Annotated in this window: 10 protein-coding genes; 1 reads left to right on the top strand and 9 read right to left on the bottom strand. The window is 68.9% G+C overall.

Translation table 11 applies throughout. The features are described 5' to 3' along the window. The first annotated feature begins 12 nt into the window (after positions 1-12). The gene (locus tag ACFWPK_RS07085; protein WP_378913662.1) at positions 13-711 is read left to right on the top strand and encodes an ANTAR domain-containing protein; all 699 of its coding nucleotides are present in this window, start codon (positions 13-15) and stop codon (positions 709-711) included. Here ACFWPK_RS07085 and ACFWPK_RS07080 read toward each other — a convergent pair. From ACFWPK_RS07080 to ACFWPK_RS07040, 9 genes are read right to left on the bottom strand one after another with little or no spacing between them, the layout of a single operon-like run. Further along, the gene (locus ACFWPK_RS07080; protein ID WP_378913661.1) at positions 696-3,317 is read right to left on the bottom strand and encodes an HAD family hydrolase; all 2,622 of its coding nucleotides are present in this window, start codon (positions 3,315-3,317) and stop codon (positions 696-698) included. The genes ACFWPK_RS07085 and ACFWPK_RS07080 overlap by 16 nt on opposite strands. Beyond that, positions 3,314-4,465: a GNAT family N-acetyltransferase gene (locus ACFWPK_RS07075; RefSeq protein ID WP_378913660.1), complete on the bottom strand. Its 1,152-nt coding sequence runs from the start codon at positions 4,463-4,465 to the stop codon at positions 3,314-3,316. The genes ACFWPK_RS07080 and ACFWPK_RS07075 overlap by 4 nt, the downstream gene beginning before the upstream one ends. 4 nt (positions 4,466-4,469) lie before the next feature. Beyond that, positions 4,470-5,312 carry a family 16 glycosylhydrolase gene (locus ACFWPK_RS07070; protein ID WP_378913659.1) on the bottom strand — a complete coding sequence of 281 codons (843 nt, stop codon included), beginning with the start codon at positions 5,310-5,312 and terminating at the stop codon, positions 4,470-4,472. After that, the gene (locus ACFWPK_RS07065; protein ID WP_378913658.1) at positions 5,309-6,328 is read right to left on the bottom strand and encodes a beta-propeller fold lactonase family protein; all 1,020 of its coding nucleotides are present in this window, start codon (positions 6,326-6,328) and stop codon (positions 5,309-5,311) included. Before ACFWPK_RS07065 ends, ACFWPK_RS07070 begins: the two co-directional genes overlap by 4 nt. Next, positions 6,321-7,400 (bottom strand): GNAT family N-acetyltransferase, encoded by a 1,080-nt coding sequence (locus ACFWPK_RS07060; protein ID WP_378913657.1) that lies wholly within the window; start codon positions 7,398-7,400, stop codon positions 6,321-6,323. Before ACFWPK_RS07060 ends, ACFWPK_RS07065 begins: the two co-directional genes overlap by 8 nt. A 12-nt stretch (positions 7,401-7,412) precedes the next feature. Further along, positions 7,413-8,384 (bottom strand): NAD-dependent epimerase/dehydratase family protein, encoded by a 972-nt coding sequence (locus ACFWPK_RS07055; RefSeq protein ID WP_378913656.1) that lies wholly within the window; start codon positions 8,382-8,384, stop codon positions 7,413-7,415. A gap of 2 nt (positions 8,385-8,386) precedes the next feature. Then, the gene (locus ACFWPK_RS07050) at positions 8,387-9,220 is read right to left on the bottom strand and encodes a polysaccharide deacetylase family protein (protein ID WP_378913655.1); all 834 of its coding nucleotides are present in this window, start codon (positions 9,218-9,220) and stop codon (positions 8,387-8,389) included. Beyond that, positions 9,217-9,630 (bottom strand): hypothetical protein, encoded by a 414-nt coding sequence (locus ACFWPK_RS07045; RefSeq protein WP_378913654.1) that lies wholly within the window; start codon positions 9,628-9,630, stop codon positions 9,217-9,219. Before ACFWPK_RS07045 ends, ACFWPK_RS07050 begins: the two co-directional genes overlap by 4 nt. 4 nt (positions 9,631-9,634) lie before the next feature. After that, positions 9,635-14,875, bottom strand: coding sequence for a glycosyltransferase (locus ACFWPK_RS07040; RefSeq protein ID WP_378913653.1), 5,241 nt, complete (start codon positions 14,873-14,875; stop codon positions 9,635-9,637).

Below are 14,875 nucleotides of genomic sequence, written 5' to 3'. Positions count from 1 at the left end.
AGGACTGTGAGTGTGGATGACATCGAATCGTTTATCGGGGCGGTGTCACGGTTCGCCCGGCTGCCGGTCTCGAACGACACCGATGCGGTGTTGCTCGATCTGACCCAGACCGTCACCGGGCTTCTCGACCTGACGGGAGCCGGAATCAGTTTGGCTACCGACGGACAATTGCGTTACGTCACTGCCGCGTCCGAACCCGCCGCCGAGCTGGAGCGATGTCAGGAGCAGTTTCGGTCGGGGCCGTGCTGCGTCGCGCACACGACCCGTGTGACGGTGCCGGTCACCGATGTCGGGGAATACACCGTGCGGTGGCCGGGCTACGTGGCCGCCGCCCGCCGAGTCGGTATCGCCGCGGTGGCCGCCATCCCGATCACCCACGGCACCGAAGGGGTCGGGGTGCTCGACCTCTACGCCGCTCAACAGCGAACATGGTGGAGAGCCGACCTCGAGGCGGCACGGGTGCTGGCCGATATCGCCGGCGGGTATCTGGTCAACTCCGCCGTCCAGCACCACCAGCGGCAGCTCACCGAGCAGCTTCAGCGTGCCCTGGACACACGGATCGTGATCGAGCAGGCCAAGGGCATCCTCGCCAACGAGAACACCATCGATATGGACCAGGCGTTCGCGCTGATCCGCAACCATGCCCGCAGCCACCACGTCACCGTGCAGGCGGTGGCGAGGGCGATCGTCGAACTTCATCTGCGATTGTGAGTGGCTGTGACAGCGGCCAGAACAGCTGTGCGGGTGGCCAGCCCGCGCACACCGTTCTCCCGCAGCCCGAGCACCCCGCACAGTGCGGAAGTCCGGGGACCTAGGACGGGCATGCGGCACAGCGGGCAGGCGCCGGGTCGGTGCCCGAGCAGTGCGGCGCACGCTTGGGCGAATCCGGCCTGGTAGGAGCCCCTGGTCAGCGGAATCCCGGCGGCGCGCACCGTGTCGTCCGCGTTGCGTGGCGCTCGTGAGATCACGGCCTCGGCGAAGGCCGACAGGTCTTCGGCGGTGTCACCGACAGCCAGCGCGACATGACCGCCGAGCCGAGCTGACAGTGCGCGCAGACCGGTGCCCTTGTCCATCCCGTTCGGGACGAAATCTGTTTGTCCCGCCCCGACGACGATGCGCACCGCCCCGCCGGTCATCGCGGTGATCGCGCGGGTCAGCTCGGCGGGGATCGGTCCGCGCCGCGACCGGGCGCGCACGCTGTAGCGGTAGCGCCGGTCCACCTCGATGCCCTCGTGTGCGTCGAGGTAGCGGCGAACCTCGAGCATGGTCTGCGTGGCGCTGCCGTCACGCAGGTCGGCGCAGTGCCGATTCCGGTGGTCGTAGATCGCGGTGCCGTATTCCACCACCGCGCCGGCCAGGCCGAACTGTCTGCACCGGGTCGCCGCCTCTGGCAGGCTGCGTCCGGTCACCAGGACCGGCCGGTACCCGTGCACGAGCAGGGCCCGCAAGCTGAACGCGGCGGTCGGCGTGGTGCACGGAAAGCCGAGCGGGTCGGTCTCGAGGACTCCGTCGAGGTCGAGTGCGCAGATCGGCGCTGCGTTTGGGGTTCTCGTCGGCTGGGGAACGGCGAAGACCGTGGCCAGGTAGTCGTGGACGGCCTCCGCGCAACGGTCCTCGATGTCGGGACCGTCCAGCTCGTCGGCCCGGCCGAGCCCCCACAGGTGCGTGAGCCGATACAGCAACCACTTTTCGGGATCGATCGGTTCGCCGGTCTGCGCGAGATAGGCGCTGCGCAGCTGGGATTCGAAGGTGCTGGAGGGGGGATCGGCGGCGGCGCCGGCGAGGTCGAAAACCGCGTCGTAGCACGTCATTTCGAGGTTGCTGAAGGAGAACTGGTGAAAGTCGACCTTGCGCAGTGCTCCGGTCGGCTCGGCGCGTAGCCAGTAGCGGGCATGGGTGTGGCCGTCGGCGATGCTCGCCGTGTCGACCCGCAGCAGGTTCCGGACGATCCGATCGATGAGCACGGTTTGCCCGGCAGGCCCGAGTCGGCCGAACTCCCCGCTCAGCAGCCCGGCCGCGACCTCCCAGGCGGGCCTGCGCCCACGCAAACGGGTGGTCGGGTCGGTGCCGACCCGCAGCGCGCGCCGACGGTCGACCACATAGCGGGTGATCTGCTCGGCCACCGCGATGTCGCCGGGTGGGTCGGTGCCAGGGACCCAGTCGCGGTAGAGCAAGCCGTCGACGAGCCCGTACACCGGAGGGAAATGGCCGGGCAGGGCGGCTGCCACCGCCAGTGCGTGCCGCCCGAAGTAGCCGAGACCCGCTCCCTCGACGGCGATCTCGCGGCGAGTCACGCCGCCATCGGTGGCGATCTCCACCGCGTACCGTTCGCGCACGCGAGCCCGGCTGCGTCCGTGCGCTCCTGGCCGATGCCGGGCCACCACTTCATGTCCGGGACCGAGCAGCCCGGCCAGCGTCGCACCGACAGCCTCGTCGGTCAGCCGCTGGTGCACACTCCACTGGGGCCATGGCAGCGTGATCGTGTGCCACCGCCGGATCGTCGTCGGCGGATCGGTTCCGGCCAAGGCCAGCAGAAAGACGATCGCGCGTGTGGGGATACCGAGCATTTCGACTGCTCGTCCCGTCTGGGCCAACGCGGTTCCGGTGACCGGTGGATCATCGATCACCACGATCGTGCCGCCCGCGGCCACGACCGCGCGCAGCTGCGCGGCCTCGGCGCGCCGCCATGGGCGGCCGGGGCGGTAGGTGCACACGGACACTGCCGTCGCTCCGGCCAGCTCGAGCGCGGCAGCGCACAGCGGAGCCAGATAACTTCCCGAGGTCCGAACGCCGACAACGCAGATCGGCGTCGAGCGATCGGCATCCTTCAGCAACCGGTGAGCGAGCTCGACGACATCGTCGGGGTGCTGGTCGAAGCTGCGAAAACACGTGGGAATCCGCAGGATTTCCCCGCGTAGCCGCCGGGTTGTCGGCAGTGCCGTGCGGCCGATCGTCAGGTCGGCGGCGGGATCGAGGACACTGTGTCCGCACCGGGTCGACGTGTCACCGAGCGCATCGCGCAGCCGCCGCAGCTCGCCCGCACCCCGACCGACGGCGATCGGGCGCAGCATCAGCGCCGCACCGCGGGCCAGGGCGGCGGCGAGGTGGGCGCCCCTGGCGGCGCTGTCGTCGAGAAAGTCCGCGACGCGGTGCAATTGGAGTGGATCAGGATGGAGACGGTCCTCGACCAGCTGGTTCAATCCGGCGGTGAGCAGGAAGGTGTCGAGCCGGTCCCGGTCGGCGATCGCCCGGCCCAGCAGGTCGGTGACCGTCTGCGCGGTGCAGAGCAGATCCAGCGGTGCCACCCGCTCACTCATGGGCGAGGCCGATCCGCGGCGTGGTCCATCGCGAGCACGCGTCGCTCGACGTAGCCGCGCAGGGCGATGCACCCACTGTCGAAGCGACTGAGCGGAACCCGCTCGAAGGCGTACTCGGCGAGGTGCTGTCTGGTGCCGCCGAGCCGGTCCTTGACGTGGGCGAGCGTGCTGACTCCGCCCGATTCGCCCATGTCGAAGTAGCGGCACCCGATCCGGCAGGCATGTTCGACGGCCAGAAACTGCATCAACTCGTGTGCCCGCAGCGGCCCGGCCAGCTCGCGGTCGCTGAAGGCCCGCCAGCCGACACCGACCCCGCCGTGGAAGACCGCGATGGCGGCGGCGATCGGGATCCCGTCCAGGCGCGCCACCCAGATCCGGCACTGATCCTCGAATGCCGCTGCGACGGTGCGGAACCGGCGCAGCGGCTCGGCTCGCATCGCCCGTAGCCGGGCCACCCGGCGCGGCATCCGCCGCTGCACTGCCCGCCGGGCCACCCACCGCAGGTACACGTCGTACAGGTCGTCGACCAGCTGGGGGGAACTGCCGACCTCGATGACCAGCCCGGCACTGTCGGCCTTGCGGCGGGCGCTGCGAATGCCGGTGCGTGCCTTCGAACTGAGCCGCCGCGACCAGACCTCGTCCAGCCCACCGTCGAGATCGAGCACATGGGTCTGCACCGGAATCCGAACCGGGACACGGCCGCTCGCCCCCGAGCATGCCTCACGCCAGGCCGCTGCCGCGGCGAAACCGGGCCGCAGCAGTGTTTGGAGCTCTCGGCCCGCGGCAAGGTCGGCCAGGACCACCGCGACATCGCCGACCGTGGGACCGCCGGGTGCCACGATTCCGCCCGACCCCCAGCCGTGCGGGAACGAGGCCTGCACGGTGAGCAGCTTCGGGTCGCCCGGTGATCCGGCGATGGCACGGCGAACCAGGGGTAGCACAGCCTGCCTGCCGCCGGGCAGTTCGTAGAGCCTGCTGGCTTCGGTCCATCCGTCGGCTCGGCACACGGAGTCCGACCAGGCGGGCAGATGTGACGGTCCAGCAAGGGGATCGGCGGCGACGATCTCGTCCCACACCGCGCGCGGGGCCGGACTGGTCACCCGTGCTGGGCCCTGCGGTGTCTGCACGTCCCACTTCAGCGTTGTCATCGTCTCAGTACCGTTCCCCGGGATAGACCCGGACGTAGTCGACGAGCATCCGGGCCGGGAACACGGTGTCGCGGTCCGGCGATCCCGGCCACTCGCCACCGACGGCGAGATTGAGCAGCAGGTAGAACCGGTGATCGAAGACCCAGCCGGGACCGGCTTCGGCCCGGGTCAGCGTGCGCGTGGCCTGTCCGTCCACCAGCCAGGTGATCCGGTCCGGCGCCCACGCGACGGCATAGGTGTGCCAGTCCGTCACCGACTGTCCGGCCGGGAGGCGGAAGTCGGCACCGAAGTCGAGTCCGGGCCCGTGCACGTGCTGCTCCACCGAATCGGTTCGCGCGCCCAGCGTTTCGACGATGTCGATCTCGCCCGCCTCGGGATGTCCGACGGCGTCGATGTTCTCGCCGAGTAGCCAGAAGGCGGGCCAGAGCCCGGCCCCGCTCGGCATGCGGATCCGTGCTTCGAACGTGCCGTAGCTCTGGGCGAAGGCGACACCGCGCCGTTGCCGGGTCGTCAGCTTTCCGCTGGTGTAGCGGCAGCGCCCGTACCAGCACGAGTGACCGTCCGATCCTTCGCGGGCCTCGATCACGAGGTTTCCCCGGCCGTCGAGGGCGGTATTGGCGCCGCGGGTGTAGTACTGCAATTCCTCGTTGCCCCAGCCGGTTCCGCCGACATCGGGGCGCCAGATCGACGGATCGGGTGCTGCGCCGGGCGGGCCGTCGAACTCGTCGGCGAATGTCGGCCGGGTCTGGTCGACGGTCGTCGAGGCCTGGCCGCAGCCCGCACCGAGCAGGGCGACGGCCACCGCGATGCCGAGGCGCGAGGACGCACGGTGGTGCCGAATGGTCATGTCGCCACCACCGCGATGCCTCGTGGGGTCCGGCCGACCGGGCCCGAGCCGGTTGCCCGCAGTGTCCGGGTGTCGATCACGGTCACATCGTCGGAGTACACATTGGCGACGTAGAGCAGACGCCCGTCCGGGCTCGTCGTCATCTGGGCGGGCGCGGCGCCGGTTTTTATCGGTTCCCCGATCACCCGCAGTGTTGTCGTATCGATGACGCGCACATCGTTGGAGTTCTGGCTCGCGACGAAGACGCGCCTACCGTCGGCACTGGTGACGATCCCGGTCGGATAGCTGCCGACCGGAATCGGCTCCCCGACGACCCGCCGGGTTTCGGTGTCGACGACCGAGACATCGTCGGAATTGGCGTTGGCGACATAGACGCGACGCCCGTCCGGGCTCACCGCCGCCCGCGCCGGTGCCTTGCCGACGACGATCGGGTTGCCCACGACGGCCAGCGCTTCGGTATCGATCACGCGCACGTCGTTCTGGTACTGGCTGGTGGCGAAGATCCACCGCCCGTCCGCACTGATCGCCAGACCGCCCGGCGCGTCGCCGATCTTCATCGGCTTGCCGAGCATGCGATGGGTGGTGGTGTCGTAGGCGCGCACGTCGTCGGTCTCACCGCCCGCGACGTAGAGGCGACCACCGTCCGGGCTGACGACCACGCCCGCCGGATAGGTGCCGACCCGGATCGGGTCACCGACGGTGCGCCGGGTGGCGATGTCGACCACCGTGACCACGCTGGCCGTGGGACTGACGACATAGGCCCGGTCGCCGGTCGGGCTCACCACCACGTCGGACGGGATGGGACCGACCTCGATCGGGTCCCCCTGCCCGGTCCAAGTCGACGCGTCGAGCACGCGCACATCGCTGGTCTGCGCGTTGGCCAGCAGGACATAGCGCCCGCGCGGTAAGGGATCGACAGGGTCGGGCGCGCTTGTGCCACACGCGGCCACAGTCGCGGCGACGACACTCACCAACAGCGCCGCGCGCACGCGCGCCCGAAGCGCGGGCCTAGACATCGCGGAAACCGATCACGCGTTTGACGCAGCCCCGCAGAGCCTGGTCGGCGCGGTAGACGGGGACGCGCTCGAGCCAGTACTCGCAGTAGTCGTAGGGTTCGGCGCCGAAGTAGCCCTTGAATCGGGCCAAACCGGGCGAGGCACCGGACTCTCCCATGTGGTAGCTGCGACAGCCGCTGCGGCACGCGTCTTCGATCGCCACGGTGTGCAGCAGCCGGTTCGCCGTCGGGAAGGCATGCGATTCGTCCATCGCTCCGCGGGTGTAGTGCGCGTTCACTCCGCCGCGCAGCACGAGGATCGCGGCCACCGGGCGGCCGTCGAACCAGGCCACCGACACCTGACATCGCCCGCCGAGGTGCGCGGCGATCGTAGCGAACTTGCCGACCGGATCCCGATGTCGCCCACGGAGTCTGGCGAGCCGCACCGGTTCGTGCTGCTGCCGCGCCCACCGATCGAAGCAGCGTTGCAGCAGGTCGTAGAACACCGTAACGAGGCGACCGGTGGTGTCGGTCTCGACCGTCACCCCGGCCCGCTCGGCGCGCCGGACGGCGGTGCGCGTCGCGGCCTTGAATCGGTGCTGCCACACGTGCTCGAAACCGCCGTCCAAATCCAGGATGTGCGCGCGTGCGGGAACGGCAGTGATACCGGTGTGCGCCGCGGCCGCCTCGGCCCACGCGGCGGCATGCATCGGATTGGGGCGAAGATGTATCCGCAGCGCGGGTGTCGCGGACAGGTCGTCGAACACCGCGGACACGAGATCGGGTGTGACGCCGTCGGGCGCGATCAGCCCGCCGTACCCCCAGCCCTTGGGCAGCGACTGCAGGACCGACGCCCCGCCGGTCGGATAAGTCCGTCGAACCAGCGGAAGCAGCGCCCGGCGGCCGTCGGGCATTTCGTACAGTCTGCTCGCGTCCCGGTAGCCACCTGAAGCGACAAGGCAGTCCAGCCATTCCAGCGTCTGGGTTGGCACGGCGAGCGCGTCCGCCCGGTGCAGCTCGGACCACACCTCGCGTGACACCCCGACGGTCACCCGAGGTGCCGATGAGCCGATCGTGCTTGTCGTTGGCGCCATATCCAGCTCCGTTCACGCGGTGACGGTCGCGCTGCCGCTGAGATCGAGGGTGTCGCGCAGCCAGGCGATGGTGTGATCGATCCCGGCGGTGATGTCGACATGCGGATCCCAGCCCAAACGCTGGTGGGCCGCGGTGTGATCGAGCGCGATGGCCTGGATCTCCCCGGTCCGTGCCGGTGCGTACACCGGGGGATCGTCGATGCCCAGCGCCGCCGCCATCATGCGGTGCAACTCGGTGGTGGTGGTCTGCACTCCGGTGCCGATATTGAAGGTGCCGGTCAGCGATTCCGGCGCCGTGCCCGCGCTCCGGAATGCGTCGACAACGTCACCGACGTAGACGTAGTCGCGGGTGGCGGTGCCGTCGCCGTAGATGGTCCCCGGATATCCGTGCAGCAACGCATTGCCGAAGATCGCGACGACGCCTGCTTCCCCGCGCGGATCCTGGCGTGGCCCATAGACATTCGACAAGGCGAGGCTGATCGGCGCCATCCCGTACATATCGGCGTACGCGGCGAGGTAGAGCTCACCGGCGACCTTGGCAGCCGCATACGGCGAGAGAGGGTGAGGCGGCGCGTCCTCGCCGATCGGCAGTGCGGTGGGTGTGCCGTAACGGGATCCGCCGGAGGCGGCGAAGACAACGCGGCGAGTCCCGGCCTGCCTGCACGCCTCGGCCACATTGATGGTGCCCAGCACGTTCGTGCCCGCGTCGGAGCAGGGATCACCAACCGATTTGCGGACGTCGACCTGGGCTGCGAGGTGGAACACCACGTCCGGCGCGACCTCGCGCACGATCTCGGCGAGCTCGCGTTGCGCGACGCCGGTCTCGACGAAGACGAAAGTATCGTGTCGAAACGCGCTGTCCAGGTTGCCTATTCGACCGGTGGCGAGATTGTCGATACCGACGACGGTGTGGCCGTCGGCGAGCAGACTGTCGACCAGATTCGAACCGATGAATCCGGCAGCGCCGGTGACGAGGGTGCGCATGGTCAGATACCTCCTGGTGGTCTCGATGGCCGGACGGGCATCGTGATGACTCCGCGCGTCGAGCGGTGACCGCGCAACCGGCGGTAGGTTCGCCACGCCTTGGTTCGCCACGCCTCCGGAAACGGCGCGACAGCAGCGTCTCGGCCCGCCAGCCAGGCCCTCAGTTCGTCGATGGTGGTTGTCGAGCGAATTGTGAGCCGGGCCAGTGCGAAAGGATCGTCGGCGGTCGAGCTGAAGGCATTGCCCACCGCGGTTGCCGAGGTGTAGCCCGCGACGTGCGCCTGGCGCTTGACCCGTGACGAGCGGAAGCCGTGGGGGTAGGCGAAGCTGCGGACTTCCCGGCCCAACGCGTCCTCGAGCAGGTCCTTGCACTCGCGGATCTCGGCCGCTGCCACCCGTTCTCGCAGGGTGTCGAGCTGCGGGTGGGTGTGGGTATGGGCGCCGATCTCGACATCGTGCTCGGCCAGCTCGGGAAGTTGCGACCACGCCAGCATCCGGGCGGGCGGCAGGCACAGCCGCGAGGACTGCTGCGGTCCGCGTAGTGCGCCGGTCGTCACATAGAGCGTGCACGGAATCTGATGGGCGGCGAGAACCGTTGCGGCGTCCGCGAAGTCGGCGAAGCCGTCGTCGAAGGTCACCAGCAGCGGGCGTGCGGGCAGCTCTCGTCCATCGCGGAGCGTGTCGATCAGAGTGGTGACGGTCATCGGCGTTCGGCCACTCGCCGCCATCAGCTCGACGTGCCGGGCGAAAGTCCGTGGCGACACGGCATAGGGTGCGATCCACCCTGCCGGATCGTCCGACACGCAATGGTAGAGCAGGATCGGGACGATGGTCATGGCCGCGCCGATCGAAAGATCTGCACCGCGACCGCCGCGGTGGTGATGACCGCCAGCGACACCAGCCGCGACATCGTCGAATCGTTGCGCGCCGCGGTGAACGCGACAGTGACCAGCAAGCCGAAGGACATACTCAACGCGATCCCCACCACCCAGACCTCGATGTCCTCGCGCAATGGCAGCAATATCGCGACGGCGAGACCGGGGCACAGCAGCACGAACGCGAAGGCGACGAGCGTCCGCAGCACCGACAGCGGTGAATCGGGGGAGATGGCGTGGACGGCCAGCAGCGTGACCCATCCCGAACCGGCCAGTACCCAGGTGGCGGCCGGCGTCGCACGCAGACCACGTCGCAATGCCGCGGGATCGGGAAGCCGATACCGGCTGAGGCCGACGGGAATTCGCGTCATCTTCTCACTCCGGTGCTGGTTGGGTCAGGGTGAACACCACGGCGTGCGTATTCCGGTAGAGCTCGGTGAATCTCGGTGACTCGGACAGGGTCTGCTGGATCCGCGCGAGCGCGTCGCCCGGGAGGTCACCGGACAGCGTCATCCCGGCGCTCTGGCTGCGGGTGAGGATGAGATACGAGTGATGGTGGCGTTGCGCGGACATCATGTCGCCCAACTGCGAAACCGGCTCCGCGACAATGGCTTCCCGGTCATCGGCGTCGAAGGTGGCGAACCACATGTGGTCGTAGAACTCGAAATTCTTGAACGCCCAGGGAAAGCCGCTCGTCGCGCCGATGACCAGCGACCCGCGCGGAGCGATGCCGTAGACGAACTGAGCCGCCGCGTACTCCTCCGGCGCGAAGTAGGCCGTTTGCTCCTTGCCGTAGTAGCCGAAACCGAACCCTGTCACGAGCAGCAGCAACACCACCGGCAGCGCCAACCGGCCGAGCCGGCGTCCACGCGCGCGGGGTGCGTCGACGGCTGGGCGTGGGAAGAAGGCGGCCGCCGCGTAGAAGGCGACGAAGGGCAGCCCGAACAGGTAGACCCGGAAGACCATCTCGCCGCCGTAGTCGTTGCTGAGGATCAGCGGCAGCGGTGCGACAGCCAGCAGCGGCAGTGCGAGTTCACCGCGCCCGCGGAAACGCCGGGCGAATCCGATCACGGCCATGAGCCAGATCGCGGCGCTCAGCGCACGGTCGACCTCGGCGACCACGACCTGACTGCGGCTGCCCGCATCCAGATCGATGAAATTCGCCCCGGCATTCGACTCGGCATTGCCGAAGTTCGCCAACAGGCCGGAGACGTTCTCGCTCAGCCAGGGCCCGGCGACGAGCAGATCCCAGCCGACCGTCATAGCGACCATGAGGACCGTCAACACGAAAACTCGCCGCACGCGGAACACGGCGAGCAGACCCAGAGCCAGGATGACCATCGGCGCCGTCAACTGATGGGTGGGCACGATCGCCGCCATCATCGGCACGATCGCGACCACCGCGATCACCCGCCGGTCGACGGCCAGAGACTCCCGGCGCAGATACCGCAAGACCAGCGCCACGATCGTGAGGTACAGGAAGTTGGCACATGCCTGCGGGGCGAAATAGTCCTGGCCCACCCACGCGCCGAGGACGTAGATCACGATCGCCGACCAGATCAGGCGCCGATCAGCGCTGAAGGTCGTGAAGATCAGATACAGCGGGCCGATCAGCAGCAGGTTGAACACCGGCGGCGCCCAAGCGGCGTAGCCGAGCGAGGACTCCAACCCACCGGCTTTCACCAGCATCGCGTTGAGATTGAAGAACCCCGGCCAGAATTGGTACACCGCCAGCTCGTTCAGCGTGGTGTCGACGCCGTTGTGCCGCTGGAAGAAGTCGACGATGCCCACGTGCTTCCACGCCCACGAATAGCGCAACGTCTCGTAGGTCGCAGACGGCGTCGCATGCAGTATCGCGATCAGGACGACAACATGCGCGGCCAACAGCCGCGTCGTCGCCTTAGCTTGCACCAGCACACCGAAACTCACGAGGAGCACAGCCAGTGCCGCCCAGAAGGTGAACGGCAGCAGCGGCAGCAGGCCGTAGTCACCGATCCGATCGAGCTCGATGCGGGGCAGCGATACCAGCCACAATGCTGTCGCTACCACCACGCCGGTGTAGCGCCAGGCGCCTGCCTGCCGGAAAGTGGGCCGCGGCGCCGGTGGGCGACGTCCCGCGCGGGCGCCTGCGGCATAGCCGATCGCGGTGGCCATAACCCCCACCAGCATCACGACCGCGGTGACGAATCCCCAGAGGCGCCCACGCAATCCGGCACCGAGGTTGCGCAGCACCCCTAGCGGCACCGTCGATCTCAGATACGACCATTCGCTGGCCAAGGCTTGATCGGAGCCCGCCAGAACGCTGACTCTCGCCTTGGACAGGCCTTCGGAATAGCAACGCGAGCGGAAATACGACCACGTCGCACGAGTGCCGGGGACGCTGTGCCACACCCGCGCCGCGGGTTCGTACAAGTGCACACCATCCGGGTGACCGCGCTGCAGGCGAATGCACAGCTCGGTCTCCTCACAGCCGAGTGGCCGTGCCCCCACCCGGCCCAGATCCGTGTGGAATCCGCCCGATTCGACGAGCAGCTCACGCCGAAACGACATATTGGCGCCGATCATGTTGCGCACCGCCGCGCGCCCGGTGGCCATGCCGCGGTAGGTGCAGCCGACCACCCAGTCGAATTCTGGGGGAAACCAGGACGGCCGTGCGGTGAGCCAGTTCGCGGTGACCAGGCCGCCGACACCGAGCACAGCGGGGTCGGCGTAGGGCGCGGCGAGTTCGGCCAGCCAGTCGGCGTCGGCGAAGGCGTCGTCGTCGAGGAACACCACGATATCGCCTGTGCTGACCGCTGTTCCGGTGTTGCGGGCGCCCGACAGCCCTGACACGTTGCGGTTCGGAACGACAGTCACGCCGGGCAGGGCGCGTGCGCGATCCAGTAGCGCTGTGTTGTGGTCGATCACCACCACGATTTCCTCGGCGGGCCGCGACTGCGCCTTGACCGAGGTGATCGCGAGAACCAAAGTGTCCCAACGTTCCTCGGCATAGGAGCAGACGACGACCGAGACGCTGAGCTGGTCGGACCGCCCTCCGTAATCCGGTACCGGGGCCGGGGTGGTGTCGGGGTCCCATTCGGCTTCGAATTCCGCGAGATCCGCCGGTGTGGCAGCGGCTGCCGATGCCGGCCGATCCGATCGGTCGACGGCACCGACGAGTTCCATGGTGCGCTGTTGCGCCTCGAGTTTCGGGGCGAGGTCGGCGAACGCGCGCAGCACGGGTTCGGCGTTGAGCGCCCACCAGACGCGGTGCTCGCGATAGACGCCGCATTTGCGGGACAACGCCGCGACATGATGCAGCCAGGTCAGCAGGATCGCGATCCGCTCGTCCAGCGGGTCGCCGCGCGCCGCGGCACCGCCGACGAGGTCGAGCCGACGACGCTCGCGCTCGGTGAGGCCGCCTGCGCGCAACCGCCGGGCCAGCACCGAGCCGAGTTCGCGCTGTTCGACGGTGCAGGACGCCGTCAAGACCAGGTGGTAGGCGTCGAGCGCGCAGAGCCATTCCGGCCGCGCGCCACCCCAGTCGATGATGGCAGTGACGCGCCCGGATTCCAGCATGACGTTGCCGCCGTGGAAATCTCCGTGCGCCCAGCCGGTCACCAGGATGTGGCCGGTCAGTGCGGCGCGCGCCACGGTCCTGATCCGTTCGGCGGTGTCGATCGATGCGGGGGAGAGGGTCCGGCACATCTCGGTCAGAGTGTGCACGGGCTCGTCGACCCACTGGGTGAGCATGGTGTCGTCCACCACGGCGAGGCGTCCGGTGCGGCGGTGCAACTCGTCGATCGAGGTGAGCGCGAGCGTCGTCAGAGGCTCGAACCGCTCCGGGTGCGTGGTCAGGACCGTGGTCAGATCTCCTCGCGGATGGTATGTCTCGATGGAGGCCACCCCGTCGGCGTCGTCGCCGAACGCGAGAACGCGGGGGAGCAGGGGCCAATCGGCGAGCGGGGAGCCGGCGGACAGGGTCGCCAGGATCTCCCGTTGCCGACGCAGGTCGGCGGCGGCCAGCGGCGACCTGGCGACTTTGAGGACCGCGGTCGGCGGGCCGTCATCGTGACCGAGGTAGGCGACCGCGACGTCGGTAACTGTCCGGACGGTCCGAGCGCGGGTCCATGCCTTCGACGGCGGATCGGTGTCCAGCTGTGCGGCCCGGCGCACCAGGTCGCCACTCGCGCCGGCTGAATCCGGCCTGCGCAGCACTGTCCTCGCCCGGTCCAGGGTCTTCCGTCGACGCGTGGCTCCGGCCGACCTGAGCACCAAAAGTGCTGCTGCACTGCGTAACCGGACCGGCATCGGCGCTGCGACAGTCCTGTGTGGCGCGTCGACGGACCACCAGAGGTCGCGGCGCACAAGCAGTGCGCAGGCGATCGCGGTCTGGCTCAGCAGGCAGGCCACACCCGCCCCGACCACGCCGACGAGGTCGAGCAGCACCCAGGCCAGACCGATGGTGAGGACGAAGTTCGATGCCTGGATCGTCAGGAGCAGACCCAACCGGCGATTCGCCCGTGCCGAACTGATCGCCGTCGAGACCAGCAGACCGGGGACGGCCGCGAACGCCAGCACGCGCAGCACATCGGCTCCCGCGCGGTACTCGCTGCCGAAGATGGCGAGCACGACCGGGGCGAGCACGAGCACCGCGGCCACGATCGGGAGCACCAGCTTGGCGCCGTGGACCAGGATCTGGTGCACATTGCGGGCCAGCTGTGACGGATCGGTCGCGGATTCCGCGACAAGGGAGGTGCCGAAGTTGACGTTGATCAAGTGGATGACGTTCGCGATGGCCCAGGCGATCGAGAAGTAGGCGGTCGGCACGGGGCCCAATGCGTGGAGCACGAGGATGGGCAACAGCATCGCCGCACCGATCGAGCACACCGATCCGACATAGTCGACCCCCACGAAGCGAGCGATCTGCGGCATCGGCGGCAGCGTCTCGGTGGCATCCGCCGCCCGGACCCGGCGGGGGACAGCCCACAGGAACAGGTAGGCGCCGACGAGCACGACGACGGCCGCCGAAGCCACCGTCCACGACGCGAAGATGCCATAACGGGGCAAAGTCGCCGCCACGGCTACGACCAGCACCAGCTTGGCCACCGCGAACACGATATTGGCCAGTGGGACAACGGGAGTGCGCCGCAAACCGACCAGCACACCGTCCTGCAGGACGAACAGGGTGACCGCGACTGTGCCTGCGACGAACAGCACCTGGGCCCGGTCATCGGACAGGAAGGTAGTGCCAGGCGCGATGACCCCGACCGCCAGCACCGAACCCACAGCGATGATCAGGGCAAGGGTCGCGCTGACCACATGTGCCCCCGCGATCAGCGCGGTCGTGCGACGCCCCGCAGTCGGCACGAACCGGACCATGGCACTGGACAGGTTCAGCTGAGCGACCGTGGCTGCGAGCACCGCCATCGAAATCGCGGCCGCGTTGCTGCCCACCGAGGCGGCGTCGTAATGCCGTGCGACGAGCGCCCAGAAGGCGAACCCGATCAGCGCCGACAGCCCGGAGCTGGCCGTCAGCAGTAAACCGTTGCGCAGCAGCGGCTTACGCCAATCCCGGGCGAAGGTGCCGAGCATGGTCGGTGCGGGCGTTGCCGACAGCGCCCGTCGCCGTGCCAT

This window comes from Nocardia sp. NPDC058519 (assembly GCF_042719755.1).
Classification (GTDB): domain Bacteria; phylum Actinomycetota; class Actinomycetes; order Mycobacteriales; family Mycobacteriaceae; genus Nocardia.
Note: the sequence above shows the minus strand (reverse complement) of the source record. Positions and strands in the feature narration are given on the sequence as shown.

Coding starts and splice junctions, on each gene's coding strand:
- ACFWPK_RS07045 (WP_378913654.1), bottom strand. CDS start 9,630: ATGACGCGAATTCCCGTCGGCCTCAGCCGGTATCGGCTTCCCGATCCC.
- ACFWPK_RS07060 (WP_378913657.1), bottom strand. CDS start 7,400: ATGGCGCCAACGACAAGCACGATCGGCTCATCGGCACCTCGGGTGACC.
- ACFWPK_RS07065 (WP_378913658.1), bottom strand. CDS start 6,328: ATGTCTAGGCCCGCGCTTCGGGCGCGCGTGCGCGCGGCGCTGTTGGTG.
- ACFWPK_RS07055 (WP_378913656.1), bottom strand. CDS start 8,384: ATGCGCACCCTCGTCACCGGCGCTGCCGGATTCATCGGTTCGAATCTG.
- ACFWPK_RS07050 (WP_378913655.1), bottom strand. CDS start 9,220: ATGACCATCGTCCCGATCCTGCTCTACCATTGCGTGTCGGACGATCCG.
- ACFWPK_RS07075 (WP_378913660.1), bottom strand. CDS start 4,465: ATGACAACGCTGAAGTGGGACGTGCAGACACCGCAGGGCCCAGCACGG.
- ACFWPK_RS07070 (WP_378913659.1), bottom strand. CDS start 5,312: ATGACCATTCGGCACCACCGTGCGTCCTCGCGCCTCGGCATCGCGGTG.
- ACFWPK_RS07040 (WP_378913653.1), bottom strand. CDS start 14,875: ATGGCACGGCGACGGGCGCTGTCGGCAACGCCCGCACCGACCATGCTC.
- ACFWPK_RS07080 (WP_378913661.1), bottom strand. CDS start 3,317: ATGAGTGAGCGGGTGGCACCGCTGGATCTGCTCTGCACCGCGCAGACG.